35 protein-coding genes are annotated in these 24,681 nt (G+C 69.9%); 3 read left to right on the plus strand and 32 right to left on the minus strand.

Going from position 1 to position 24,681, the window contains the following annotated elements; genetic code table 11:
* Positions 1–24: 24 nt before the first annotated feature.
* From QF027_RS23290 to QF027_RS23395, 22 genes are all read right to left on the minus strand, one after another.
* The gene (locus tag QF027_RS23290) at positions 25–1,347 is read right to left on the minus strand and encodes a GNAT family N-acetyltransferase (protein ID WP_307076812.1); all 1,323 of its coding nucleotides are present in this window, start codon (positions 1,345–1,347) and stop codon (positions 25–27) included.
* Between the two features lie 70 nt (positions 1,348–1,417).
* Positions 1,418–1,603, minus strand: coding sequence for a hypothetical protein (locus tag QF027_RS23295; protein ID WP_307076814.1), 186 nt, complete (start codon positions 1,601–1,603; stop codon positions 1,418–1,420).
* Positions 1,604–1,626: 23 nt separating this feature from the next.
* A complete protein-coding gene (locus QF027_RS23300; protein ID WP_307076816.1) occupies positions 1,627–2,046 on the minus strand; it encodes a hypothetical protein in 420 nt (139 codons plus the stop codon).
* 75 nt (positions 2,047–2,121) lie between these two features.
* Positions 2,122–2,349 carry a hypothetical protein gene (locus QF027_RS23305; RefSeq protein ID WP_307076818.1) on the minus strand — a complete coding sequence of 76 codons (228 nt, stop codon included), beginning with the start codon at positions 2,347–2,349 and terminating at the stop codon, positions 2,122–2,124.
* 114 nt (positions 2,350–2,463) lie between these two features.
* Positions 2,464–3,291, minus strand: coding sequence for a class I SAM-dependent methyltransferase (locus QF027_RS23310; RefSeq protein ID WP_307076820.1), 828 nt, complete (start codon positions 3,289–3,291; stop codon positions 2,464–2,466).
* 130 nt (positions 3,292–3,421) lie between these two features.
* Positions 3,422–4,798 (minus strand): ParB/RepB/Spo0J family partition protein, encoded by a 1,377-nt coding sequence (locus QF027_RS23315; protein ID WP_307076822.1) that lies wholly within the window; start codon positions 4,796–4,798, stop codon positions 3,422–3,424.
* A gap of 227 nt (positions 4,799–5,025) precedes the next feature.
* On the minus strand, positions 5,026–5,439 hold the full coding sequence (locus tag QF027_RS23320; protein ID WP_307076823.1) for a hypothetical protein: 414 nt from the start codon (positions 5,437–5,439) through the stop codon (positions 5,026–5,028).
* A gap of 378 nt (positions 5,440–5,817) precedes the next feature.
* The gene (locus tag QF027_RS23325; RefSeq protein WP_307076825.1) at positions 5,818–6,870 is read right to left on the minus strand and encodes an N-6 DNA methylase; all 1,053 of its coding nucleotides are present in this window, start codon (positions 6,868–6,870) and stop codon (positions 5,818–5,820) included.
* Positions 6,871–6,939: 69 nt separating this feature from the next.
* Positions 6,940–7,215, minus strand: a complete 276-nt coding sequence (locus QF027_RS23330) for a hypothetical protein (RefSeq protein WP_307076827.1) — start codon at positions 7,213–7,215, stop codon at positions 6,940–6,942.
* A gap of 122 nt (positions 7,216–7,337) precedes the next feature.
* Complete coding sequence (locus QF027_RS23335) at positions 7,338–7,592, minus strand: hypothetical protein (RefSeq protein WP_307076829.1); 255 nt, start codon at positions 7,590–7,592, stop codon at positions 7,338–7,340.
* 39 nt (positions 7,593–7,631) lie between these two features.
* Complete coding sequence (locus tag QF027_RS23340; protein ID WP_307076831.1) at positions 7,632–8,888, minus strand: hypothetical protein; 1,257 nt, start codon at positions 8,886–8,888, stop codon at positions 7,632–7,634.
* Positions 8,889–8,953: 65 nt separating this feature from the next.
* Positions 8,954–9,205, minus strand: a complete 252-nt coding sequence (locus QF027_RS23345) for a hypothetical protein (RefSeq protein ID WP_307076833.1) — start codon at positions 9,203–9,205, stop codon at positions 8,954–8,956.
* Between the two features lie 143 nt (positions 9,206–9,348).
* Positions 9,349–9,540 carry a hypothetical protein gene (locus QF027_RS23350; RefSeq protein ID WP_307076834.1) on the minus strand — a complete coding sequence of 64 codons (192 nt, stop codon included), beginning with the start codon at positions 9,538–9,540 and terminating at the stop codon, positions 9,349–9,351.
* On the minus strand, positions 9,537–10,064 hold the full coding sequence (locus QF027_RS23355) for a hypothetical protein (RefSeq protein ID WP_307076836.1): 528 nt from the start codon (positions 10,062–10,064) through the stop codon (positions 9,537–9,539). The genes QF027_RS23350 and QF027_RS23355 overlap by 4 nt, the downstream gene beginning before the upstream one ends.
* Positions 10,065–10,099: 35 nt before the next feature.
* A complete protein-coding gene (locus QF027_RS23360) occupies positions 10,100–10,987 on the minus strand; it encodes a hypothetical protein (RefSeq protein WP_307076838.1) in 888 nt (295 codons plus the stop codon).
* A 33-nt stretch (positions 10,988–11,020) separates the two neighbouring features.
* Complete coding sequence (locus QF027_RS23365; protein WP_307076840.1) at positions 11,021–11,683, minus strand: hypothetical protein; 663 nt, start codon at positions 11,681–11,683, stop codon at positions 11,021–11,023.
* Positions 11,684–11,715: 32 nt separating this feature from the next.
* Entirely contained in the window at positions 11,716–12,243 is a 528-nt protein-coding gene (locus tag QF027_RS23370; protein ID WP_307076842.1) for a hypothetical protein, read from the minus strand.
* A gap of 20 nt (positions 12,244–12,263) precedes the next feature.
* Positions 12,264–12,605, minus strand: a complete 342-nt coding sequence (locus QF027_RS23375; RefSeq protein WP_307076844.1) for a hypothetical protein — start codon at positions 12,603–12,605, stop codon at positions 12,264–12,266.
* A gap of 125 nt (positions 12,606–12,730) precedes the next feature.
* Positions 12,731–13,000 (minus strand): hypothetical protein, encoded by a 270-nt coding sequence (locus QF027_RS23380; protein ID WP_307076846.1) that lies wholly within the window; start codon positions 12,998–13,000, stop codon positions 12,731–12,733.
* A 31-nt stretch (positions 13,001–13,031) separates the two neighbouring features.
* The gene (locus tag QF027_RS23385) at positions 13,032–13,334 is read right to left on the minus strand and encodes a DUF6011 domain-containing protein (RefSeq protein WP_307076848.1); all 303 of its coding nucleotides are present in this window, start codon (positions 13,332–13,334) and stop codon (positions 13,032–13,034) included.
* 117 nt (positions 13,335–13,451) lie between these two features.
* Positions 13,452–13,769, minus strand: a complete 318-nt coding sequence (locus QF027_RS23390; protein WP_307076851.1) for a hypothetical protein — start codon at positions 13,767–13,769, stop codon at positions 13,452–13,454.
* Positions 13,770–13,812: 43 nt separating this feature from the next.
* Complete coding sequence (locus tag QF027_RS23395) at positions 13,813–14,499, minus strand: hypothetical protein (RefSeq protein ID WP_307076853.1); 687 nt, start codon at positions 14,497–14,499, stop codon at positions 13,813–13,815.
* A gap of 190 nt (positions 14,500–14,689) precedes the next feature.
* Here QF027_RS23395 and QF027_RS23400 point away from each other — a divergent pair, with 190 nt between their 5' ends.
* The gene (locus QF027_RS23400) at positions 14,690–15,019 is read left to right on the plus strand and encodes a hypothetical protein (protein WP_307076855.1); all 330 of its coding nucleotides are present in this window, start codon (positions 14,690–14,692) and stop codon (positions 15,017–15,019) included.
* Positions 15,020–15,120: 101 nt separating this feature from the next.
* On the opposite strand, the gene QF027_RS23405 is transcribed toward QF027_RS23400, so the two are convergent.
* From QF027_RS23405 to QF027_RS23430, 6 genes are all read right to left on the minus strand, one after another.
* Entirely contained in the window at positions 15,121–15,375 is a 255-nt protein-coding gene (locus QF027_RS23405; RefSeq protein ID WP_307076856.1) for a hypothetical protein, read from the minus strand.
* 120 nt (positions 15,376–15,495) lie between these two features.
* Positions 15,496–16,674, minus strand: coding sequence for a hypothetical protein (locus QF027_RS23410; protein WP_307076858.1), 1,179 nt, complete (start codon positions 16,672–16,674; stop codon positions 15,496–15,498).
* Positions 16,671–17,087, minus strand: a complete 417-nt coding sequence (locus QF027_RS23415; protein WP_307076860.1) for a hypothetical protein — start codon at positions 17,085–17,087, stop codon at positions 16,671–16,673. Before QF027_RS23415 ends, QF027_RS23410 begins: the two co-directional genes overlap by 4 nt.
* A 33-nt stretch (positions 17,088–17,120) precedes the next feature.
* A complete protein-coding gene (locus QF027_RS23420; RefSeq protein ID WP_307076862.1) occupies positions 17,121–17,948 on the minus strand; it encodes a hypothetical protein in 828 nt (275 codons plus the stop codon).
* Positions 17,945–18,415: a hypothetical protein gene (locus tag QF027_RS23425; RefSeq protein ID WP_307076864.1), complete on the minus strand. Its 471-nt coding sequence runs from the start codon at positions 18,413–18,415 to the stop codon at positions 17,945–17,947. Before QF027_RS23425 ends, QF027_RS23420 begins: the two co-directional genes overlap by 4 nt.
* 162 nt (positions 18,416–18,577) lie before the next feature.
* The gene (locus QF027_RS23430; RefSeq protein WP_307076867.1) at positions 18,578–18,811 is read right to left on the minus strand and encodes a hypothetical protein; all 234 of its coding nucleotides are present in this window, start codon (positions 18,809–18,811) and stop codon (positions 18,578–18,580) included.
* A gap of 413 nt (positions 18,812–19,224) precedes the next feature.
* Here QF027_RS23430 and QF027_RS23435 point away from each other — a divergent pair, with 413 nt between their 5' ends.
* Entirely contained in the window at positions 19,225–19,563 is a 339-nt protein-coding gene (locus QF027_RS23435; RefSeq protein ID WP_307076868.1) for a helix-turn-helix domain-containing protein, read from the plus strand.
* Between the two features lie 180 nt (positions 19,564–19,743).
* On the opposite strand, the gene QF027_RS23440 is transcribed toward QF027_RS23435, so the two are convergent.
* A complete protein-coding gene (locus tag QF027_RS23440) occupies positions 19,744–20,082 on the minus strand; it encodes a hypothetical protein (protein ID WP_307076871.1) in 339 nt (112 codons plus the stop codon).
* Positions 20,083–21,477: 1,395 nt separating this feature from the next.
* On the opposite strand from QF027_RS23440, the gene QF027_RS23445 reads away from it, so the two are divergent.
* A complete protein-coding gene (locus QF027_RS23445; RefSeq protein WP_307076873.1) occupies positions 21,478–21,909 on the plus strand; it encodes a DUF6233 domain-containing protein in 432 nt (143 codons plus the stop codon).
* Positions 21,910–21,961: 52 nt separating this feature from the next.
* Here the strand turns inward: QF027_RS23445 and QF027_RS23450 are convergent, their stop codons facing one another.
* The 3 genes from QF027_RS23450 to QF027_RS23460 form a co-directional block, all read right to left on the minus strand.
* On the minus strand, positions 21,962–22,813 hold the full coding sequence (locus QF027_RS23450) for a hypothetical protein (RefSeq protein WP_307076875.1): 852 nt from the start codon (positions 22,811–22,813) through the stop codon (positions 21,962–21,964).
* Between the two features lie 22 nt (positions 22,814–22,835).
* Complete coding sequence (locus QF027_RS23455; protein WP_307076877.1) at positions 22,836–24,140, minus strand: hypothetical protein; 1,305 nt, start codon at positions 24,138–24,140, stop codon at positions 22,836–22,838.
* A 136-nt stretch (positions 24,141–24,276) separates the two neighbouring features.
* Entirely contained in the window at positions 24,277–24,504 is a 228-nt protein-coding gene (locus tag QF027_RS23460) for a hypothetical protein (protein ID WP_307076879.1), read from the minus strand.
* Between the last annotated feature and the right edge of the window lie 177 nt (positions 24,505–24,681).

A 24,681-nucleotide genomic window follows, 5' to 3' on the forward strand; every position in this document is an offset into this window, starting at 1 on the left:
TCCTCGTTTTCGTGCGGGTGGAGGTCAGGAGGCGGGGCGGATCAGGGTGTTGCCGTCGTCGGGCTCGAAGCCGTGACGGCCGTACCAGGCGCGCAGCTGGTCGGCGTCGAGTCCGGTGCGCTTCACCGGGAAGGCGGGCTGGAACACCTCGCAGCCCAGGCCGAGTTGCTGGCGGCCGAACCTGTCGATGGCTGCAACGAGCAGGCGGGTGGCAAGGCCGTGGCCTCGGTGGTCGGGGTGGACGGCGATCTCTTCGAGCCAGGCGAAGCCGTGGCACTGCATGACGCAGGCGTAGGCGATGCGCTCGCCGTCCGGGCCGAGCTCGAACCAGAACCAGTGCTCGGCCTTCCGGGTCAGGGGCATCTGCCGCAGTACGGGCTCGGCGGCCGCGGTGCGGGCGGTGGTGTCAGTGCTGGTCACGCGCGTTCTCCTTGGTGCGCAGCGGGAGGTCGGGAAGGTGATCCGGTACAGCCGGGCGGACTCCTCGTCCGGGACGTGCTCCCATCCGGCCGCGGCGAGGTCCTGGTCCTCGTCGAGCGCCTGGCGGAGGATCGCGTCGGCCGCGCCGAGCGTCTCGGTGTCGAACGGGCCGATGTCGTCGGTTCCGGTGATGACGCGCTCGCCGGCAAAGACGTCGATGATGCAGGCGCTGTTGGTCAGGTCGACCGTGACCGACGTCGTCTCGGGGGCCAGGGTTCGCAGCTCGGTTCCGGCCAGGTGGCTGGCAGCCGCGAGGGTCGTGGGCGGCTGCCCGTCGCGGGTCAGGCCGCACAGGCACTCGGTCACGTGCCAACCCATCTCGTATCCGCACGCGCACTTCCAGGTGACCAGGCACCACGGCCACACCCAGCCGCCAATCGGATAGCGGCCATCGGCGAGCGGCTCGATAACGTCGAGCGCGCCCGAGCCCTCGTTGTCCACCCACTGCCAGTGGACACAGATGACTGCCGTGCGGGCGGCGGCGCCCCGGCCGCCACGGGCCTTGCTCCGCGTCTTGCGGGCAGCCCTGCGGGTCTCCCTGTTAACCGGCACCGGGGTGACGGTCGGGGTCTTGCCGCGCCAGCAGACGCGCACCGCGACCGCACGGGGGGCGCGCTCGCCGTCCTCGTTCAGCACATACGTCTCGCCGCTGTCGAAGAGGTGGACCGTGTCCGGGCTGCCCGCATACCCGTCGATGACGTGGACGGTCTCCGTGCAGCTGAAGCCGTAGTCGTCGGCCATCTGGAGCGTCCCCGCCGATACCTCCCGGGTGACGTCGAGAGTGAAGCGAGGAGCGCGGCCTTCCTCGGTGGCCACGCAGTCGTAAGGGCCGACGATGCTGTCCAGGGTGACGCGGGTGTCGATCATGACTGTTCCCTTCGGGTATGGGTCCGGCCGGGACCCTTGCGGGGTCCCGGCCGGTCGGTCGTGCAGAGCGTCAGTCGCTGTTGCTCTGCACCGGGTTGATGGCGGTCGTGTGGTCGTGGCCGGTCTGCTTCCGGTCGTGCGCCATGCCCTGGGCGCAGGTGGCGAGGTGCCCGGCCCATCCCTTCTCGGGGCCGTCGGGGATCTCCCGGTAGACGAAGCAACGGCGGCCGCAGAACTTGCAGTAGGCGCCGGGCATGGCGTCCTCCCTGTGTGGGGTGGTCAGAAGAGGCTGGGGGGCGGGGTCGAGGGCCTGGCGCCGAGTTCGGGGATCTCCTCGCCGGTCTGCTCAAGCCACCACTTCGCGAAGTGGTTGCGGTGGCACCAGGCGTCTGCGGGCTTCAGCTTGTCGAGGCGGTCGAAGCAGAGCAGGACCAGGCGGGCGCCGCCGTTCCGTGCTGCGAGGCCGGCCAGCTCGGCGTAGACGCGGTCGATGCCGTAGCTGTTCAGGATCCGCCGGTAGCTGAACTCGTACGCGTCTTGCGGCAGGTTCTGCGCGAGCAGCTCCCGTGTCGGCGTGACGAGCTTCGCGTGACCGGCCAGTTCGTAGCCGAGCGGGAAGCGCGGGTGGCCGGCGGTGGTGCGGATCGGAGCGCCCATGGGGGGCTGGAACTCCTGATAGGTGCAGGTGGCGAGATCCATCCTCGTCCTTTCTGGTGGTGCTGGGTGCTGGTGCCATAGGGAGGGGCCGTGTGGACGGCCCCTCCCCATGGGGCCTTAGCCGTGACAGATGCACGTGCTCCTGTCGCCCGGCTCGGTGCCGTAGAGCCGGTTGGAGAGCCGGAGGATCCGCGCGGTGAGCTGGCAGAGGTCGGAGTTCTCGTCCTTCCTCTCCTGGGCGGTGAGGGTCTCCCGGAGCCAGGGAAGGAGAAGGGCCATTTCCTCCCTGGTGAGGGTGAAGATGTCGCCGCTCTGGATTGCCTTGAGGATGTCCTGGTTCTCCATGGCCTTTGCCTTTCTTAGGGGTGGTGTGTGGTACTTCCTCCATTCTTTCCTAGTTGGCTTTACCTAGCCAGTTTAACAGAACTGATTAGGTAAAAGAATGCCAAAGAGTGGTGGTCAGGCGAGCGTGAACAGGTCGAGCTGTCGGGGCTGCCTCTGGTGCCAGCCGTGGGTGGGCAGCGGTCCGCCCTCCTCGGCGTCGACGACCAGGATGACCGTGCGCATGCTCGTCCCTGACGGCGCGAACGACTCGTCGGGCAGTGGTGCGAACGTGCCCTCGGCGAGGGCGATCAGCTCACGGAACTCGACGGTGGCGCGGTCGCTGTGCCACGTCACCGACTCCGGCAGGACCGCGACGAGCGTGCCGTTGTCGTCGAGGAACCCCAGCGCGTGCGTGACGTGCTGGACGGCTGCCGAGAACGGCGGGTTCATCAGCACCCGTCCGTAGCCGTGCGGGCAGTCGAGCGGGTCCAGGTCGAGGAAGTCCGCCTCGAGTACGCGGCGGGCGGTGCCCTGCTCGCGGAGGACGTGTACGCGCCGGGCGTCGATCTCCACGCAGTCGACGACCCCGCCACACTCGGCGGCCGGTCCCACGATGGAGCCGGTGCCCGCTGACGGCTCCAGGACGCTCATCCCTTCACGGACACCCGCGTGCGCCAGCATGTCGTCGACCACGCGCGGCGGGGTCGGGTACCAGCCCTGCTCGAACCGGCTCGGGAACTCGCGGGTGGCGAGGCACGCCCGCATGAACTCCTCCACCGGGAACGGGAAGACGTGGGCGCGTACCGCGGTGCGGCCGTCCCAACGTCCGCCGATCTCCTTCAGGACCTTGTTCACCTGCTCGTACGTGGGCCTGTCCAGCTCGAACGGGATCTGCACCCGGTCGCCGGTGATGACGGTGCGGGTGTCGGTGAGGATGTCGTGGACGCCGCTTGGGATCTCCATCGGACCCTCCGAAGGGGTTGGGGTGTCTGGCCGCGTGAACGGGGCTTAGATCGGCAGTGGTGGCCGGTGATCGATGTCCGGCCGAGAGGCGCACCGCGCGGTGGGCGGTGCGCCTCGGGCGGGACGGGGGTCAGGCCTCGACGTCGGCCCCGGCGTCGGGGGTGGCATCGTCGCCGGCCTCGGCGTCGGGGTTGACGGTCAGGCCACTGGCGCGGACCGCGGCGACCATCTCCGCCTTGCGGAGGTTGGCCATCGCCTTACCCGCGATGTCCTGGAGGTGCTTGATGCGCAGCCGGTGACCGCCGATGCCGCCGGGCGTACCGGCCAGGAGCAGTGCCAGCTCTTCCGGCTCGGTGGCGGCGAGCAGCGAGAGGATCTCCCCGGCTTCACCGAGCTTCTCGATCTTCCCGACGAGCTTCTTCCGGTCGACGACGATCCGCTCGCGTTCCTGCTCGGGCAGGTCGAGGGTGCCCGGCAGGGACTCCTGCCCGTTGTCCTTGCGTGCGGCGGCGGCCTCGTCGGAGAGGACGAAGAACGATCCCTGCTCCTCCTGCCGCTTCTCCTCGGTGTGGAGGGCCTGCGCGAAGGCCTCGGCGTCGCGGGCGCTCTTGAAGTCGCCGCGCACCCACTTGCCGAGGAAGCGCACCTGGTTGTCGTTGGACAGCTTCCCGACGTACCAGGCCAGGCCGACCGGCAGCTGGTTCTTCACGAGGGCTTCCTGCGCCTCGGGGCACAGGCGCAGCAGGTCGATGCGCCACTGGACGTAGGCCGGGCTCTTGCCGACGAGGTCGGCGACCTCGTCCACCGTGTATCCGGGCTCGATCTGCTTGCCGTTCTCGTCCATGCGGCCGTCGACGAGCTTCTTGAAGCCCTTCGCCTCCTCGATGGAGGTCATGTTCTCGCGGCCGACGTTCTCGGCGACGGCCTTCGCGAACGTCTCAAGGCCGTCACTGGCGCCGTGCAGGACGACCGCCTGCATCTGGGGCAGCTCGGCGATCTGCGCGGCCCGCCACCTGCGCTCGCCCATGACGAGCGTGAACCGCTTCGTCTCCGGGATGTACCGGACGGTGATCGGCTGGAGCTGGCCCAGCTTCGCCATGGACTTGGCGAGCTCCTGGAGGGAGGCCTGGTCGAAGTGCTCGCGCGGCTGGCCCGGGTCGCGGTCGATCTTGCTGGTCGGGATCGTGCGGAGCTGCGTCCGCTTCTCATCGCCGGCCGCCTTGGGGGCCGTCTCCTTCTTCTCGGGGGTCGCCTTCTTCGCGGCCGGGGCCTTCTTCGCGGTGGTCTTCTTCGCGGGCGCCTCGGCGGGCTCGGCGGCAGCGGCCCGGGTGCGGGGGCGGCGCGGGAGCCTGCGGGCGGGCGTCCTCTCCGCCGGGAAGTCGTCGTCCTTCGGTGCGCCGAGTCCGTCCGGAGCGAAACCCGCGGGGGTGTCGGTCGGGCTGACGACGTCTTCCGTGCCGTCGAGGTCGGTGGTCGTGGTGGCCTCGGTGGTGGCGGTGGCGGTCATAGCGCGTCCAATCGCTTGCTGGTGGGGTGGTTTGAACTACTTTCATTCTTTCCGAATCGGCTTGCCCTAGCCAGTTTTAACAAGCTGATTCAGTAAAAGAACTTCTAAGAACCCGCAGGTCAGAGGCGTTCTCATTGCGGCTGCCCCCTTCCGGGGTGGGTCCGGCCCGGCACTCGGTGCGCCCGAAGGCGCCCGGTGCCGGGCCGGTGAGGTGCGGTGGCCGTGGGTCAGCGGGCCAGGATCGCCTCGCCGATGTCGGTCAGCGTCACCGCCTGGCCGTCGAAGAGCGACGTGTTCCGCGCCTGCCGCGCCCAGCCCTGGCCAACGACCCACTCGACCATGTCGCGGCGGGGCCTCTCGCCGCGCTCGACGGTCACCCGGCACTGGCCGACCCGCAGCTCCTGGAGCGCCACGCCGTTGTCCCGGATGGCCTCCAGGGTGCGCTGCTGCGCCGGGGTCGCCGTCGGGACGTTGACCGGCGCGGGCGCCGGCTCGGCCTCGGCCTGCTCGGCGGTCTCCTCGTTCGGGGCGTCCTCGTAGTGACCCAGGAGGGTTGTCCGTGTTCTGGAGGAACCGCTGCGCGGCCTCCACCTCCATGCGGGCGGCCTCGTTGCGGATCTGGCAGGTGCTGGACCCTGCATACCGCGTCAGCAGCTGGCGGGTGAGGTCCTTGCGCACGTCGGTCAGGGCCACGCGGACGCCGGCCTTCTCGGCGTACTCCAGAACTCGCCTGTACGGGACGGCCTCGGCGGCGGCGTCCATCGCGGTGCGGATCAGGCTCGTGTCGACGCCCTGGCTGAGGTCCGTCAGGCACTTGGCGAGCTTCGTGCGCGCGTTCTCTTCGCGGGTGGTGTAGCTCTCGGCCAGGGACTCGAAGATCTCTGCGAGGGTGACGGCCATGACTTGCTCCCATTCTGTGCAGGTTGGTGTGTTTTGAACTACTTTCATTCTGTCCGAAATGGCTTGCCCTAGCCAGTTTTAACAAGCTATTTCAGTAAAGGAACGGCAAAAGAAGCACGTCAGGCTGCTTCGGAGTCCATGCCCAGGAGTTGCTCGGTGCGGGCCAGCGCGTACGCGATGGCCATCTGGGCGGCGACGTCGTCTCGGCGCTCGACCATGGCGCGGCGGTGCTCGACGGCCCGGGGCCACAGGTTGCCCTCGGCGAGCGTGTCGCCGCAGGCCACCATGGCGTTCGGGCCGAGGCCCCAGACGATCACGTTGACGGCGCACCCGGCTGCGGCCAGCGGGTCGAGCTCTTGCGCGAACCAGGTGTAGTTGGCCGGGTCCAGGCCCATGTATCGCAGGTGCTGGGCAGCGGAGCGGAACATGCCGCCGGTTCCGGCACACGGGTCGAGGAACGAGTAGCCGTCGTGGATTGCTTCGCTGTCCTGGCCGATGATCTGCGCGGCCATCATGTCGCACACCTCGGGCGGTGTGTGGTACTCGCCGAGGCCCTGCCGGGCCGAGTTGTGCCGCAGGCTGGTGACCGCCCACGACATCAGGTCGACATCGCCGTTCCACGCTGGATCCGCTCGCCCGGTGTGGTCGAGGACGTTGGCGTCCAGGGCCGCGTGGAAGGTGGCGCGGATCGCGCGCAGCTCGTTCGCCGTGTGCTTCTCCCCCTCGGCCCATTGGAAGAGGACGGAGGCGGTGTCGATGAGGTCGGGGCGGCGCATCCACCAATAGGCGGCGACCTCGCGGACGCAGGCGAGGATCTGCTGGGCGTCGAGGCCGCGGAAGAACTCGGCCAGGGTGCGCGGGTGTTCCTTCTGCGGCCAGAGCGCGAGGGTGGCGACGAGGCCGAGCGGGATCTCCATGCGGTTGCCGCCGTGAGCCTGGTGCCAGGCTGTGGAGACGGACTCCCCGAAGGTCGGGCCGTCGGCGGGGCGGATGGCGAACTCGCGGCCGCGGCTGCCGGTCTTCTTGACCTCGGGGGTGATGCTGGCCGATTGCTGCGGCTTCGGCAGGGTGGACGCCCACTGACCGGCGGTCGGCTTCGGCAGGGTGATCGTCGTCTCGGGCTTGGGGGGTTCGGGTTCGCCGAGGTCGGCGAACAGGTCGAGCTGTTCCATCGCTTCTCTCCTTGCGGGCATGAGCCGGCCCGGCACCCTTGGAGTGCCGGGCCGGGGGTGGGGCGGGGGTCAGAACCGGGCGAGGATGTCCTCCGCGACGTCCAGGTGACGGCAGACGTCCCAGGGGGCGATCTGGTCCAGGTGGCCGGCATCCTCGATGCACAGGGCGAGCACCTCGGCGATCACCTTCATCTCGCGCGGCAGGTTCTGTCCGACCAGGTCGGCCGCCAGGCCCCGGTACCGGGCGGCCATGCCCGGGTGGAGGTCGGTCAGGTCGAGGTCCTCGTACGCGAGGGCGAGGGCGTTGGCCAGGGCTTCGGTGTCGGCGGTGAAGGTGGCGGCCATGTCGGGCTCCCTTTCCGGGCGGGTTGGTGTGTTTTGAACTACCTTCATTCTTTCCGAAACGACTCGCCCTAGCCAGTTTTAACAAACCATTTCAGTAAAGGAACTTCTAAGAAAACCGCAGGTCAGGCGCCCACCCCGGCGAGGCTCGCGCCGAACAGGTCGAGCTGCTCGGGGGTCCGCAGGTCCGCCTCCAGCGGCGGCAGCTCCTCGGGCGGCGCACTCCGGACACTCGGCAACTCAGGCTTCGGCTGCGGATTCTCGACATCCGCGCGGAGCTCGGCCACCAGCTCGGGGTCGAGGAAGTGGGCGGCGATCTCCTCCTCGGTCGGCAACCAGTCCGCCGGCCGCCGCTGCAACTTGAAGCGGACGCCGTTCACCTGCGCCCAGACCGCCCACAGCCGCTCTTCCCGGTCCTCCTAGGCATGCAGGCGGTCCAGGGCCTCGTAGAACACGGTCCGGTCCGCCTGCCTCTTCTCGTCCTCCTCGCGGGCTCGCCGGGCAAGCCGGGCGGCCTGCTCGCCGTGAAGGAGCGGGCGGAGCGCCTCGTACTCCTCGGGGCGGTTCTTCTCGACGGGCTGAGGCTTCCACCGCCTCCATACGGCGATGGCGCGACGGCCGTCGGCGGTGACCCGGATGGGGCGGCGCGCGGTCTCGTCGGGCTCGCCGATGGTGAGGAACCCGGCCTTCACCAGCGGGGGCAGGCGGTGGCTGGCGACGATGCGGCCGGGGAGCCCCGGCACCGGCACCTCGCGCAGCGTGCCGTCGAAGTCGCGGTGCAGCTGGCCGGCTGCCGCGCTGGCGACGAGATCGGCCTGGCCGGTCGACCAGCCGAGCGCGGCGGCCTGCGCCCGCTGGAGGCGCAGGTCCTGCGGGTCCTCGACGGGCGGGGCGGGCACGGGGACCGGCTCGTTCTCCTCGACCGGCTCGGGCTCGCCAGCCGGTTCCGGCTGCGCCGGGTCCTCGAGGACCGCCGGTGCGGCGGGCGGCGTCTCGCGGACCCGGCTGCCGTAGTTCGCGACGGTGGTCATCGGGCGGCCTGCGCTGCTGTAGCGGACCGACACGCGGAACGCCCAGCCGCCGTCTTCGCTGACCCAGCGCTCGATGTCGTCCGCCCGCTCGGCGATCACCTCGTCGCCGTGGCGGGTGCTGACGACGACGAACGTGCCGATGCGCTCGCCGTTGCGGTAGTCCCCGGTGACGCGGAAGTCGCCGCCTCGCCCCTGGGTCAGGCCGAGGCGGCGCAGGACGCGCGCGATGGCGACGGTCGGGGTTGAGGCGGTGGCGCTCGTTCCTACCGGCTTGGTCCCTTCGTGGGGCGCGGCGGGAGGGCTTGAGGCGGCGCTCTGCTGGGGGGCGCGTGCGGCACGCTGGGCGGCGACGATGACCGCCGCGCGGGGCTCGTAGCAGGAGGGGCAGAAGGACTCGAATCGCGGCTTCCTGCGCTTGCCGTGGTCCAGGAGGCAGGTCCGCTCGTGCTGCGGGGCGTTGCACTCGGTGTCGGTGCACTCCGCCGCGCGCGGCTCCTGGTAGCCGATCCCCCGGTGGTAGTGCGCCCGCCAGGCTTCGAAGGGCTCGGGGCTGTACCAGCCGTCGGTGTCGGCTAGGCCGTCGGACACGTACCGGCGGTACGCGGCGCGCTCGTCTTCCTCGTTGCAGACGTGGCTAGTGGTCATGTCGATCGGTCCTTTCCGTTCCGGGATGGAAGGCCCGGCCCGGCGAGTGTCGGGCCGGGGAGGGCTCAGACGCGGGTGGCGGCCATGGCCGCGTCGACCATGGCGATCGTCTGCGGCCAGGTGGCACGCGCGGTCACCCACTCGTCGCCGCCGATGCCCTCGCGGCCGATGATTTCGGCGCGCTCCTCGGCGGGGAGCTGGACGAGATACCAGTAGCGGTCGTGGGAGACCAGGACGGTCAGGCCGAGGTTCGTCCGCTTCCAGTGGGAGGCGGTTGCGGCCGCGGCGAAGACCTCGTTGGCGGTGGCGGTGTCCATGGCGGGCTCCCTTTCCGTGCAGGTTGGTGTGTTTTGAACTACTTTCATTCTGTCCGAAATGGCTTGCCCTAGCCAGTTTTAACAAGCCATTTCGGTAAAAGAACTTTCAAGAACCCGCAGGTCAGGAGCCCGTCAGGCGGTTGTCAGTCGGTGCGGCTCATGTCGATGTCGGGCCGCCGCAACTCTTCGGTGACCTCCTCGATGCTCGGCCCACCCTGCCAGGTGAGGGACGCTTTCACGCCGGGCGGCTCACGCAGTACCCATCCGGCGTCCGGCCAGATCAGGCGCACCCGGTACAGGATCCCGTTGACGGGCACCGGGCCCCTCGCGGTCACTGGCCAAGCTCCGTGCGACCGTTGAGGCCCGACAGCCTGCGGACCATCGGCCAGGCGTCCGCCTCGTACTTGCTCACGACGCCGTCCACGTAGCCGCGCTGACCGGGCAGCGCCTGCCCATCGGTGTCCACGCGGCCGGTGACGGCCGCCTCGTACTCGTGGACCAGTTCGGCCGCCTGGTCCGCGAGGTCGTCGAGGTCCTCCTGCCGCCGGTACTCGGCTCGCAGGTCGCTCCAGTGGATTCCGCGCTCCCCGTCCGGCAGGCCCTCGTGGGACTCGTCGGCGAGGACGTAGCAGTCGATCGTCTCGTCAGCCGTGATGTGCCAGGCGAGGGCCTTCGCCCAGGCCTTCTCCATGGAGCACTCTTCGACCACGTACGTGGTGGGGCGGGAACCTTCGCGGCGCTCGGGTCCGGCGATGGTGACGGTGAACGGCCGTACGGTCTGCCGGTAGTCGAGGGGCAGGTTGCCGTACAGGGGTTCGCCACCGAAGCGCTCGGGGGTCTGGATGTCGTGCTGGCTCATGCTCGTCGTCCTGTTCTCTGCGAGGGGGTCAGGGGTCAGCCTGCGAGGTGGGTACGGAGTGCTTCGCCGGCGGCTCGGACGCGCTCGGCCGTCCAGCCGGATCCGGACAGGGTCAGCCGGACCCGCTCGTATCTGGGCCCGTCGACGGCGACGATCTTCACGCTCGTCGTCCCCACGTCGACGCCGAAGCGGACGCTCCCGGCGGGCTGCGGCGTCATCTCCTGCGCCTGCCGCCAGCTGACCGGTACGCGCTCCTCGTCGGCGCCGTCCGGGCCGGGGCAGGCGTGGGAGATCGCGTTCAGCAACTCGTCGTCGTGGGTGCACTCGCCGTGGTGGTGCAGGAGCGCGACGCTGGTCCTGTTCACGCGGAACGCGTGCCGGGTGAAGGACGGCCGCGTGCGGGTTGTGATGACGCAGCCCCACGCGGGGACGCGCGTGGTGCGCTCCAGCCAGAAGCCCTCACCGTGTTCGTCGAGGTACGGGCGGCCGAGGTCCCATCCGTGAACCCGGACGGCGTGCTCCCAAGTCCACGGCTTCGGCTGCCGGTTGCGGTAGTCCTGGTCGTCCGGGCCGGTCGTGACCCACAGGCGCCATGCGTCCGGGCCGCCGAAGAGCGTGCCGGGGGCGAACACCGGCTCGCAGCGCACCAGGACGCGGGGAGCGTTCACTGGTACGACCGTGCACTGCTCGTACACTGCCGCTCTTACCGGGCAGTCGTTGCAGTCGCCGCGGTTGATGCAGTGGCCGAACCCGCCCCAGCGGGCCCGCCGGGTGTCGTGGGACTCCAGCAGCGCACCCCAACGGCGGGGCCGCAGGGCGCACTGATTCGGGAGGCCGCCGTGGGCGTTGAGGCTCAGCCTGTTCCAGCCCTTCCCGTCGGGGCCGCCGGCCGGGGCTTCGGGTGCGCGCAGGTAGATCGGCACGTTCGTTCCTATCTGGTCGAGGTCGGTGGCAGGTCAGAGGGCGCGCGGGTAGCGGTGGGCGTTCGCGGTGAGCCAGCTGGCCAGGGACAGGGCGGCGGTCGCGCACTCCTCGTCGAGCGGCAGGCCCGGCCGCACGGCGAACAGCTCGTTGATGTACTCGCCGTCGGCCGCGTACAGGGATGCCGCCCATGGCTTGTCGTGCTGCCGGGCGGGTCGCATGGCGTGTTCGCCGGAGTGGAGCAACACGCGCGCCCCCGTGTGAGCGTCGTCTTCGTCGGCGGTACGGTCGACGGCGACCAGGACGCACGAGACACCTCGGTCCTTGCCGTAGAAGGACGGGATACCGAAGGTGGCCAGCGCCGCGCGCAGCATGTCGCCTTCGGTCGGCCCGCCGGCGGCTGCGGCGTGCCGCGCCGCGCGGTAGGCGTCGGCCAGCTGCTGGCCGGGATGCGGCTCGGCCGTGAGCCCGGCGGTCACGAACGAGGTGCGCAGTCCGGCCAGGTCGTAGGTGCGCAGGCTGCGCATGACCTGATAGGTGACGTCGGTGTGGTCGTCGCATGTGCCCAGGCCGAGGCCGCTGCTGGCTTTGACGACGGACTTCGCCCGGCTCTCACCGCCGGTGATGTCGCATGCGATGCAGGGCATCTCGAACCAGCTCGGCACGGTGTCGATGTTGACGGCGAACTCTTTACTCATCGGGACACTCCTTGTTCGAGTCCGGGTGGCGGTCACTGGTTGGCGAGGTCGGCAGGGGCCTTGCCGCGGTTCCAGGGCCGGTTGTTGTCGAAGGCGATCTCGGCGGCCAGGCGCTCGTGCCTGCGGTGGAGGACGGTGAGCCCGATGAGGGCCGCGTTCAGCACTTCCTCGTCGCGCGAGTTGAGATGGCCGTGCTCGACGATGGCGAACCGGCGGGCACGCAAGTCCGCGTCCAGGCGGGCGAGCCGGACGCCGACCGCCTTGAGCGGCTCCATCTGTGGCATGACGCCGGTGACCGGTGCGGTCGCGTAGTCGACGATCACCGCCGGGATCATGAAGTCGTGCTGGGTGAGCAGGTCGGTGGCCTCGCGCAGGGCGTCCACGGCGGGCTGAGGGAGCTGGCCGGGTTCGTCGACCGGGGACGACTGGATGGCGATCGCGGCGTCCTCGATGGCCCCGGCGACCGTCTCGATCATGAAGTGCTGCGGGTGGTAGGCCCGGCCGCGCACGACGGCGGCGAGGTGGTTCAGGCGGCGGGCGGTGGCGAGGTAAGCGGACATCGTTGCGTCTCCTTCGGTGGTCACGCGGCCAGCAGGTGGGCCGCGACGGCGTGGTAGCAGCGGACGGAGCGCAGGCCGGCCGGGCAGTTGCACTGACCGGTGGCGGCGGTCCGGTAGACCTCCGTGCCGTCGTCGGCGACGACGAGGAAGATCCGGTTCTGGCGGAGCGGAATGACGGCGCCCAGCTCAAGCAGCTCGGCCGCTTTGGCGACCTGCCACTTGGGGTGGGCGGCCTCCTCCCGGGTGGCGCGGCGGACCTTCCGCCTGCACTTCGGGCCGAGACCGTCCGGGCTGGGGTTGCGGAGGGGCCGGTGGCACTTCAGGCACCTGCTGTGCTCGGTGGTGACCTTCTTTGCGCGCACGTCCCGCTCCCTGGTTGGTGGTGATTTGAACTACTTTCATTCATCGACTTGCCCTAGCCAGTTTTTATAAGCCGATTCATTAAAGGATCGTCAAAGAAAACCGCAGGTCAGCGGCCTGCGGTTCGCTACTTGACGTCGTCGGCGCCCTGGAGGCTCATCGCCTGGAGGTGCCGCACACGATGGATGCGCCCCTGCGGGACATGGTTGTCCCACGCGCCCGCGAACGGGCTGCACTGGTAGTAGACCGTGCCCGCCGGGTCGACCCAGCGGTTCCGGACCGGTCCCATCTGGAGGTCGCCGCGCCGGTCGGTCCACGCCGCGTAGGCGTACGGCCTGAGTGCTCCGGACGTGGGGGCGTCTTCGAGGATCTCGATCTCGTACTGCGAGAGCTTCACGGTCATGCTCCTTCTGCGACGGGCGGGCGGGTCAGGCGGCAACGGTGAAGGCACGCCGCTCGAAGTGGTCGGCGAGGGCTCGGGCGCCGATGTAGGCGAGGCCGTAGTAGCCGAGGTTCGTGCAGACCTCCTCGACGCACCAGCCGCAGCGGTCCTGCCAGAGGCGGTAGGCCGGCTGTCGGCGCGGGCGCGGTGCGGTGAGGCCGGCCCGGCGGGCACAGGTCGGTCCGTATCCGAGCGCGATGCTCTTGGCGGAGGTCAGCGTGCGACCGCAGCCGCCCTTGCACTTCACTGCATTGGTCGCGATGGAGGCGGTGCGGGCGGTGGCGGTCATGGCATTCACTCCGTGTTCTTTGGTGTGTTTTGAACTACTTTCATTCTGCCCGAATCAACTCACCCTAGCCAGTTTTCACAAATTGATTCGGTAAAGGATTCCTCAAGAAATCGCAGGTCAGATACCTACCGGGCAGTCGAGGCCGCGCGCCTGGGCCTCGGCGTCGACCGCCCACCAGGCCCAGAAGAAGCCAGGCGTCTCGTCGTCGCGGGCCTCGCGCTCACGGGCGTCCTTCAGGACCTCGCGGAACCGCTCGCCCGTCATCTCGACCACCTCGGCGCGTACGGCGTCCCGGGCAGCCGCGCCGCGGTTGTCGCAGTTCAGCGTGCACGGCTCCCCGATGGCCGCCTCGCAGGCTCCGCACTCGTCGTGCATGCCGGGGGCTTCGGTGCTCGCGGCGATCCGGACCAGGTCCTCAAAGGTGGTGGCGCTCATGTCTGTCTCGCTTTCGTGGAGGGGAGGAGGCGGGGCATTCTTGTCAGCCGCGTGCTACCGGAAGGACCCGCTCGACGGTGACGACGTCCCAGGCGGCCGTCGCGAGGGGCACCGCGAAGGCCCACTGGTCGCGGTAGGTGCGCCGGCGGTCCGCCTCGGTATCGCCGTGAACGAGGGCCCACCACTCGCCCTCTCCGGTGGCCGTGATCCGGGTTCCGGTGTCGAGGACGTTCAGGCGTGCGCCGAAGGCGTGCAGGACGTCGCCCGGCTCGACCAGCATGCGCGGCATCTCGATGGGCACCGGTCGGCCTGCGGCGATCCGGGCCGCCTGGGCGGCGGACGGGTCGGCGAGCGCGTAGTCCAGTTCGATGGCGACCTGCTCGGCGCGCTCAACGCTGCGGGTCCACGAGCCCTCCGCGTACTCGCGGGCGGGCTTCCCGAGGTTGGCGTAGCGGTTGAACGCGCCGTGCTGCTCGGTGATCGCGACCGGCAGGACACCCACGGTGAAGCCGACGATGCGCTCAGACTCGACGACCAGGACGTCCCCGTCGGCGACCTCCTCGCGGTCGGCGGCCGTGCGGGCGTCGTTGCTGCTGGCGAAGTGCCACACCTTCGGCTCGGCCGCCTCGGCGGCGCGGGCCTTGTCGGTGGCGTCCACGATCTCACCGAACCGGTATGCGGCGGCGGCCAGCGGGGAGGCCGCGGCGAGGCGCTCGGCGTATGGGCTCATGACCAGCTCATTCCTGTCTGTGGCGGTTTGTGGTGCTACTTTCATTCTGTCCAAAACGGTTCACCCTAGCCAGTTTTAACAAGTTGATTCTGTAAAGAAACTCCCAAATGTGCCGCTCTCGGTGCCGAGTTGAGCGCCGCCCGGCTGGAGCTAAGCAGTTTAAACAAACCGGTTATGGAACACTGGAGGCATGCCCAAGCCCTATTTCGGCAAGCAGCCAGTGCCCGAGTACAAGCCCAGCGACGAGGCCCGCGCCGCCATCAAGGCGTGGCAGGACGCCGTCGAACTGGAAGAGCGGACACGTCACGCGGCCCGCGCGGCACTCGCCGCAGACCTGAAGGCCGACACCGATCTCCCCTACAAGGCCGTCGCTGAACACCCGCTCGTGCCGTGGACGGAAGCGACACTCCGCCTCCTCAAAGACGAGTACGACATCCCGCCCCGACAGCCGAACAAGGCAGCCTGGAGGGCGGAACGCCGCGCCGCGCAGTCTGAGCAGCAGCCGACGACCCAGGACTGACCCTCATCTGCCCCGGCAGCCGAACAAGGCGAAGCCGAAGGAGTAGTCCACGGACACAGGAAGGGCCGCACCGGAAGGTGCGGCCCTTCTTCGCGTCTTCGTCAGCCCGTCTTGGCCCAGACGCCGAGCAGCAGGGCCAGGACGAGGAGGACCGTCGCGATCTTCTGCCCGCGCGGCACGTCGACCCATCGCACCGGTGGAGGCGCGACCGGGATGACTTCCTCGCCGTCGGGGTGGTGACCGCCGTGGAAGTCGTGGCGGTGCTGCTTCCCCTCGGCTCTTGCCTCCGCCCGGGTATCGACTGGCTCCGACGTCGTCCGGCACAGCGGACAGCGGTACGCGTACGGCCCGCCCACGGGCGCCCTCCTCAGTCGCGTCTCGTCACCGCTCATGATGGAGGATGCCCCCCTCAGCTGGCCCATGGTTCCCTGCCTTTCACACCTCGTACGGGCTGTTCGTTTCGCTGCGCCAGCCGGTCATTCGACGTCTTCGCGGCGCTCCATCACCCATGCGGATGGGCCGCGACCGGGGTCGTTCTTCCATCGGTATCCGCGTGCGTCGTCCTCCTCCGTCCACCCCTCGGGGAGCTTCCGCAGGGCTCTCCGGCCACTCTCCACCTTCGGAGATTTCCGCAGGTCAGCACCACTCTCCGCTAGTGGAGAGTGCCCTGGAGGGTCCTCCTGGGCCCCTCCCGGGGAGGGGAGCGGAGGCAGGTCCCGGCGGTGCACGCCGGAGCGCCCAGCGACCCCCCTCGCCCGGAAGGTGCGGGAGGGGTCGAAGCCGGCCTCCACGAGCACCTTCCGCAGCTGCTTGTCGTCGGCCTCTGCCAGGCCGGGGATACGCTCCCGCATGGCCGGTCGGAGGACGCCCAGGTGTACCCCGTTGTCGTCACCGATCAGCTCTCGGATCAGGGCGGTCAGCGCGGGCTCCGCCAGGGCCTCGCTGCGGTCCTCGTCGGGGGCCTGTTCAACGGCCTCGGCGGGGGTCTGCTCGGCGGGCCTGCGCAGCCATCGGGCGGGGCCCTTACGGCGGCTGGTCGGGGCCTTTTCCTGGCCCTTCTCGGGTGCCTTCTCGGGGGCCTTCGGTGCGGCCTTTGGCTGCTCTGCCTTGGCCTTGCTGAGCTTCCGGTCGAACAGGCCCCGGCCGGTCATGACGGCCGCTTGGAACCACAGCCATACGACGGCCAGCACCACGGGGGTGCCGTAGCGCTGGACCGTGTGGACGGTGGCGAGGAGGACCAGGACCACTCCCCCGCACCGAGCCGGGATGGAGAACTTCTCGCCGTAGGTTCCTCTCAGCCAGCCGATCAGTAGGCGGGCGAGGATCCGGGTCCCCCTCCAGAAGCACCCGGCGACGGCAGCGACGCCAGCCAGGGCGTGGTGGCCGAGCCTGGTCGCGGGCTTACGGCTCGCCGCCAGGCCGCGGCGGGCGAGGCTGACAGCGGCCTTCGGGTCGGCGTACGGGCGGAGGTCCGAGATCACCAGCGCCGGGATCTTCTCGGGCGTCTCCCCCGGCTCAGGCTCAGGCTCACACGCAGGCCCAACAGCAGGCTCAGGCTCACGTGCGCCGTGATCCTGAGCCTGCTCGGCGGTGAGCCCGGCGGCGAGCTGTGTCGTCTCGCTGTCCGGGCCGGGCGTGTGCGCCGTGGTGGTCATGACGCGAAGTGCATCGCGATCGCGTGGATGCGCTGGGCAAGGGTGCCGAACCCGCCGCCCGCGCCCGCCATGATGTGGACCAGGACGATGCCGAGCACGGCGACCTGGCGTCGGGTGAGCCCCATCCACGCCAGGAACGCCAGGAGGATCAGCGCCAGACCCGGCAGCGTGATCCCCGGCAGGGTGGCGGTCGCCAGGCTCACGGCGTCTCCCATGATCAGCTGAGACACGATGTCGAACGGCCACCCGGCAGCCGTGTACGAAGCCCCGGCGATCATGCTGAGGCCGAGCACCCACCACCAGCCGAGCGGCTTCGCCTTGCCGGCCTTCTGTTCCTTCGTGCCGAGGATCAGCACGACGGTGAGGACGACGGCGAACGAGACGACCCCGAGCGAAGGGATCAGGGATTTCACGGGTCTGCTTCCTTTACGAGGGGGTGGCCGAGGTCAGTGCGGGAGGGGGTTGCCGTACAGCAGCGCGCCGAGGATCAGGCAGACGGTCAGGCCGCGGGTGACCCAGGCGATCAGGAACCAGGAGTGGCGGGCGCGGCGGTCGAGCGAGATGACGACGAGCGCGACGACGCCCCAGAAGTAGACGTCGGGGTTGTCCTGGAGCCGGCCTTCGTGCTGAGCGACGCTGGCCGTCGCGTCGCGGACGAACTGCGGGACGCCGAAGTACCAGCCGGCCCCGAAGCCGGTGCCGATGTACAGCAGCCACTTCTTGTGCGCCGGGACGTGGCGGATCAGCTCGGCGAGTGACACCTTCTCGGCCTCCCGGTACAGCGGGACGGCGGTCGCGAACGGCGGCCGGGTGGTCTCGCCGTGCGAACGCCGCCACCGGGCAGCCCGTTTCCGTGGCTGCCCCTCCCCCGCGTCCTCGTCGACCGCTTCGGCGTCCTCTTCGCCCAGGTCGTCGGGCTCGTCGATGTCGTCGGCGTCGGGCTGCTTCGAGACCTTCCGCAGGCGGGGGCGGCGGCCCTCGGCAAGGTCGTCGCCGTCGTCGTGCTGCTCGACGGATGCGGGGCTCTCCCCCTGCTCGTCATCCTCCTGGGCGTCGTCGGTCTCGAGTTCCGGCTTCCTGGCGTTCCACCAGTCGGGCAGGCGCGGCGCGCAGGCCCGGCGCGGGCCGGGCACGGTCGGCTCGTACTCGGGCCGGACCGGGACCGGCGCGGGCTGCCGCTCAGCGTCCCCGGCCGGGGCGTGCCCGGCCGAGCGGGCGCCGAGACGATGCAGTGCCGCGCGAACCTTCGTCTCCCCCTCATCGGGCTCGCTCACGGCTGGTGTCCTCGGGCCGTCTTTGCGGGGCCGTCCGGTCGTACCGGTGCGGAAGACGGGACGGGCCGGGTCACACCGGCGGGGAGAACCGGGTACGACGAAGGGAGGTCGGTCGGACGGGCCGTCGCACCAGGAGGGCCGGGCGTCGGACGGGCCGTCACACCCCGGGGACCGGGCGTCGGACGGAGCCTGTAGGCGGTGGGAACCGTCGTCTGCGCCGTACCGCGGCCGGGCCACTGACCGGGGTCACACCGTGTGATCCAGAACCGTTCGATCGTCGGACGCGTGCGCGCGGGCACCGCTCCGGCGTCCCACACCTTCCGGTAGACCCCGGCAACGATCAGCAGCGCGGATCGCACGGCGTCCGACAGGGTCATACCGGTGGACAGCATCACCTCAAGGTCGTCATACATCTGGGCGTCGACCTTCACCGAGGCGTTCTTACCGACGGCGGGCGGAGTGGTCATGGTGTGATCCTTCGTGCTCGATCGGACGTGAAGCCGGGCCCGCGCACAGGGGGGCCGGCACGGGCCCGGCGGTCTGGGGAAGCGGCCCCCGCCCGGGAAGGCGGGAAGGCAGCGGCCCGCTTGAGGGGCCGGGCTCCGCGAGGGGCGGAGCCCGGCCCGGTCTCAGGAGCGGCGTCGGCGGAACAAGCCCGGCTTCTCCTCGAAGGCGAACGTCGTCTTGCCCTTCGCGACGGACTCGCGGTGTCGGCGGCGACGGCCCGCCCCGAGGTCGATCTCACGGGCGCGACGGCGGGCGTTCTTCTCCTGGTCGCGGGTCGAGGCGTGCGGGCCGACGGCGGGCGTGTAGCGCGGACCGCCCGTCATCGCTTCGCGGATGCGGTCGAGGCGCTCGCCCATCAGGGGCACCCCCGGCGGCTTCGGCACTCGCCTTCGCGTGGAACCGCGTCGACTCCAGCTGTCCGACGGCTTCCTCAGCCCGAGCGTCCCGCTCCGGCGCAGCGCCCCGGTCCTGCTGGCACGCCTGCACCGTCGCCGGCTGGGTGGCCGCCTGGTTCGGCGTCCTCGTGTCGATCCGGCGGGCGGTCACCGGCGGATCGCCTTGCTCGTGCGGTCGTTCGCGACGTCCCGGGGAGAACCCGGGCGCGCGTTAGTACGCTGTCGCATGCGTCAGCTCCATCTGACGTGGCCCCCGGTCGGCGTTTCCTAGGCCCCGACCGGGGGCCGACTTGTAGGCGCAACATCACGTTGCTTGCCCGACTGTATGGGACCCCCATACAGTCGGGCAAGCGGCCGCGGCAGATAGGAACCGGATGGCCGAGGAACAGGCAGGCGGCGGGAAGGTGGCACAGCGCGTGTTCGACGCCCTGGAAGCCCTCAAAGCCATCGAGGACGAGGCGGACAGGGCGCGGGAGATCAGCGTCTTCCTGCGGCAGTACGGGCCCAAGGTCAAGGAGCTCAGCGACCTGCGGCGGGACTTCGTCCTCCGCCAGCGAGAGCAGAAGGTCCCTCACCGGAAAATCGCGGCGAAGATCGACGTTTCCCCCTCCACCGTCCAGGACATCGAGCGCGGCTACTCCGGGTCGGGCAAGACCCGGCCGCGCAAGGAGAAGGCCGAGGATGCGGACGGCGGAGCCGGCACCGCCGACTGAGCGGATCACCTCGTCGTGAATAAGCCGGGCGGCTGTCCGTTCTCACCGAAGCCAGCCGTCGTCTCATTCAATCCAATCCACCCTTGAGCTGGATATGCCCGACCGCCAGCAAGGTACGGATCTTCTTGTTGTCCTCCGAGTGACAAGGGAGCCAAGTTGTCCGGGATCTTGCCCCAGCCGTCAGCACCACGGACGGCGGCTGAGTTCGTTGAGGTGGCTCGCCATCGACGCGATGCGATGAAGGACCGGCGCAGTATCGGGCTTCGGATGTTCACTGCCGTAGCCGTCGTCGACTTCGTAGCCACTAAGCTCGCACTGGATGCCGTAGGCAGAGTGTCGCACCCACAACAGCTGACCTGGGTGCTCCGCTTCGTGTTCATCGGCACCTTCGTAGCCCTTGCCGGGATGGCGATCCAGATTGAGCGGCGGAACCGCCTCGATCGCATCGTCTACCGGACGAACGAAGACCGTGCACTCGCGGTCCTCAGAGGCGACGACCCAGCTCACGTCCTCGAACACAGCGAGACGCGCCGGCTCTCCGTTCGCCAGTCGTGGGCGACAACCTGGCCGCTTGTTGCCCTGGCTGGTCTCACAATCGCCCTCTGTTGGTTCGCTGGCCTCATCGGGAATCCCGCTCCACCGGTCGCCACGAAGACCACCTGTGTCACGCCGCCAGCTAAGCCCCCAGCGACCAGGGACCCAGTCGTCGGACACAGCCATTGGGCTGACTTCCCTGGCATGAGCCGCGTCGACTGGATTGGATGAGACGACGACTAGCTTTGGTGAGAACGGACAGCGGCGATCGAGGCCGCCCGGCAACTCGATGTCCTGTGCCAGCGAATCTTGAGCGATTGACAGCAAACCTTGAGCGGACGCGTTGGCGGGATGCCGAATGTTGATAGTGGTATGGCGGCGACGCGGCCAGCGGAGGATCATTGCGGAACATGGGGACAGAGGGGGCGGCCTACCGCCAGTTGTTCGTACTAGGTCCTGATCGGCAGCTCTTCGAATGCAGCGACATGCCATGGAACGCCACTCCCAAGGAAATCGCCGATGCAGTGTGGCTCCATTACAAGCAAGTGCCGGATGGGCCCGATCGCCGCCCCCGAACCGTCGTTGATCTGCGCAACAAAGACGGCGACGCGGTGCGCCTCGCCCCGGACGTTCCACTGAGTGAACAGGGAGTACTCGAAGGCGACCAGCTAGAAGTCAGCGCAGAGGCGACGGCCGGGGGCGGGTCCGTGGACTTCCTCCTCGGCGTGCTTGGTGGGAGCGCATTGATCCCATTTGTACAGGCCATCAGCACGAAAGCGGGCGAGGACACCTACGCGAAAGTCCGCCAGCTGCTAGGCCGCCGCACCCCAGGGCGACCCGCGAACGGCGAGGACATCGTGGTGGGCCACCGTCGCAGCAAGGTTGTATTGCGAGTACCCACCGACGCCTTACGTCCGTCGCTACCACCGCAGCCTACCGAGCCCGAGGAAGGAGCCCCTCTCGCACCATGGCAGGTGATCACCTGGGACCCAGAGACCGGTCACTGGCAACGAGCGCGTCTTGACGCCCCGCCGCCTGGCACTGTCTTCGTACGTCGCTGGGGGCCCCGCATAACCCCACAGCCCGACACCACGTTCGTGCGGCGGCGATGGTGGCGACGCCGCCCCCGCGATCTGTAGGACTAACCGTTGCCGTGGTCACGAGCGCCTCGGTCTCGCGCCACCTCTGACCTGGCGCATCAGGCGCACGCACTACGCGGCGCCGCCCCCGCTCAGCGGGGCCTCTGACCAGGCGTGATCAAGCTTTGATGGCATGAACTCACATCCGTCAAAGTTCGATGGCACGCGATCAAGGTTCGATGGCAGAGGACACTCGACGTCACATCGACGAGCCGCAGGCACGGGTGCTTGAATCGAACGTATGAACGAGCTGCCGCCTGACCCTGCTCGCCTTCGGGCGATCCTCGGGTACCTCGAACAGCAGCTCGCCGAGGAAGAGACCGTGGTCACGTACCTGCGGCTTCAGGTCGAGTCCGTACGGCACGCCCTCACGGTGGCCGAGAACAGGAAGCCCGCCCGCCCACGCCCGCCGCAGCGCCGGCCAGCGACAGCCGTTGCGGCCCTGGGGCCCGCGCCCACCCGTGGCGAGCGGAAGTCGACGGGCTTCGTCATCGAGCAGCGGCGGACTCCGTCAGGCCCGCAAGAGGCTGCGGTGCACTCGGACGACTGCACGATGACCAGCGAGATGACGCACCCGGTGACCGCGCACGAAGCGCGGTTGGCCTTGACGGATGCGCAGCTGGAGGCGTGCGCGTTCTGCCGCCCGGACACCGAGCTGGGGATCTTGGACTAGGCGCTGCGTCGACGTACCGGCAGTGGCTCCGGGGCCCTGCGTGTGTTGGCGTTCAGTCGCGGGCGGGCGGTCCCTCCTGCTGCTGTATCTCGCGGTGGATGGCGGTGACCGCTTCGGCGAGGGCTGCGCCGACGAGGCCGCGGGGCACGCGCGCCCGGTACTCGAGGCGGACGCCGTCTCGTTGCTCGGGGGACGTCAGCGGTGTCTGGGGGCCGGTCGCTTTGGTCGCTGCCGGGCCGGTGACGTGTTCGCGGATGCCTCTGCATAGTGGCGGTTCGCCAGGCAGCAACGCGTGCGGCATGTGGCATTCCTGGCAGCGCGGCCGGGCACGTTGGCAGCTCCGGCCCGAGTCAGGCGAGTGCCTCCAGCCGAAGTCCACGATGCCGCTCGCCCATACGACGGGGGCGCCGCAGATACACCTCAGGACTTGGTCGGCCACCGTGCGGATCTCGTCGTCCTCGTCGTGCGTGCACTCGGCCGCCGTGGCGGGGACCGTGTCGAGACTCGCGATAGCGGCGCGCTGCCCGTCCGGGCACATCTCGGCGAGCCGCATGCCCGGCCAGCAGGTACCGCACCCCACGGCGTGGGAGACGGCGGCGTCGTACGCGACGGCGACGGCCTGGAGTAGCGGCATCGACCGAACGGGCTCCGGCTCCTCGCCGTGGATCCACCCGGCCAACGCGTCGGCGTACGCCTGTTGAGCCTTCTTCGCCTGCTCGTCGAGGGCCTGGGCCGCGTGCCGCAGCGTGCCCAGGTGCGGGGCGAACTCGACGGCCTTCCGGACGAGCGGCTCAGGCAGTACCTCGGCCAGCTTCTCTGGGGTCCGCTTGATGCCGTGGCCGGGGTCGAGGCACAGCTTCAGGAAGCTGCGGAGCGCCTCGGGGGTGTCGTACTGGGGTTGCAACGGGGTTCTCCTTCGTGGTGGCTCAGAACGGCGGTTGGCCGTGCTGGTCGGCGGTCTGGGGGTTGGCGCCACGCTGCTCACGACGGCGGGCGGCTTCGGCGTGGAGGGCCTCCGCCTCGGCGCGGGCGGCGTCCTCGGCGGCCCAGCGCGCCATGAGCGCGGTGATGGCGTCGGCGGGCGTTGCGCGGCACCTTCGGCACATCCCGTCGTCCGGGATGCCGCCGGCGAGCGGGCGACCGCAGTCGACGCACTCTGGGCGCGGGGTGGAGGCGCCAGGGGGGCGGCGCGGGTCTTCGCCGCGGTTGTAGGCCGCGCGCCGGTTCGCCCGGCGTGCGACGCAGGCCCGGCACTCAGCGCCCGTGTCGACCATGACGCCGTCCTCGCACGACGGGTCGGGGCAGCACGGCGTCGGGCCCAGCAGCGCCATAGCCGCGCCGATCGGATTCCGGATCAGGCCGTCGTAGAAGGCGGGCTCGATGCCCCAGCCAACCCACCGGCGGCCGATCCGCCCGGCGATCTGCTCGGGCGTACGCGCGTCCAGGGCAGCGAGCACCGCGCGGTGGTTGTTGCCCGGGATCCGCTGGCCGGGCAGCTGGGCGAGCAGCGGGCGGGGAAGCGCGGCCTCCACGGCCCGGAGAGCCGCCCTCTGCTCACCGGTCAGCCGCAGTTTCTTCCTCGACGCGGCGGAGCCGCCGTTCGCTCGCGCGCTACTACCTGCACCGGTCCTACGGACGTCAGCGGCGCTACGCGCCGAAGGCGCACTCTCCCCACTCTCTTCTTCAACACCTTCTTGTAGATCTTTTACCGCCGCATCCATGCGGCCAGGGGTCGCCGCATGGATGCGGCCACCGGTAGCCGCATCTGTGCGGTCAGGGGTAGCCGCACCACTGCGGCCACCCCCCGAGGAATTCCGTGCCGCCCGGCGGGCCGCAGCCCGCTGCTCGGCCCGCTCATCCCACCGGTGGTGGTCCAGCAGCTCGTACACGCTCGGAAGGTGCCGCTTGGGGTGCTTTGGGTCGGCCACGCGCTCCACGCGGAGCAGGCCGTACGCCTCCAGGCGCTTCGTCGCGCGATCCACCGTGTCAACCGACCGGCCTATGCACTCGGCCAGCCGCTTGCGGGTCGGCACCCGCGTGGGGACGTTGTTCGGGTCCACCTCCGCCGACTCGGCAGACTCCCGCGTCCCTGCATCCACGAACGACGCGATAGCCGCGTAGAGCGCCTTGTCGACCGGGTCCACGCTGCCGTCGCGGGCAAGCTCGGCGTCGAACTTGATCCAGTCGACGACGGCGCCGCGACGGATGACGCGGGGGCGCTCGGTGCTCAACAGATGCTCGCTTTCAGGTCGCGCTGAGGGGAGGGGAGGGGCGACGGCTAGGCCTCGTCGGTGAAACGGGCGGGAGGCGGCGGCTCGGGCTGCCGGAACCGTTCGGGCAACGCAAGGAGTTCGGTCAGCTCGGCCGTCACAAGTCGCCTCGCAGCCACGTCAGCAGGTCCTCGTCCGAGCCGTGCGTGTACGCCTGGTCGAAGTCGATGAACCCGCCCCGCTCCTCGGCCAGCGACGCTGACTCGTGGCAGCTGCCGCACAGGTTCCGCACCAGCCCGTCCCGCTTCGACTTGTGCGACCACAGGTGCTTCCGGTGACGGCACAGCTGACAGTCCCCGAGCGGCGGAGGCGTCGCCGGCGTCATCGCTGCCCCCCGTTTCGGGCCCACGACGGCACCCGCCGCACGGGCGGCCGACGGCGGCCGCGGGCAGCCCGCTGGACGGCCCAGACGGCCGCGCGTTGGGTCATGGAGGCCAGGACCGGCGTATGCCCAAGGAGGCCCGCCGAGCCGGTCAGGACGGTGAAGAGATAGAGGCCGACG

Origin of the sequence: Streptomyces canus, assembly GCF_030816965.1 — a bacterium.
GTDB classification, from domain to species: Bacteria; Actinomycetota; Actinomycetes; order Streptomycetales; family Streptomycetaceae; genus Streptomyces; species Streptomyces canus_E.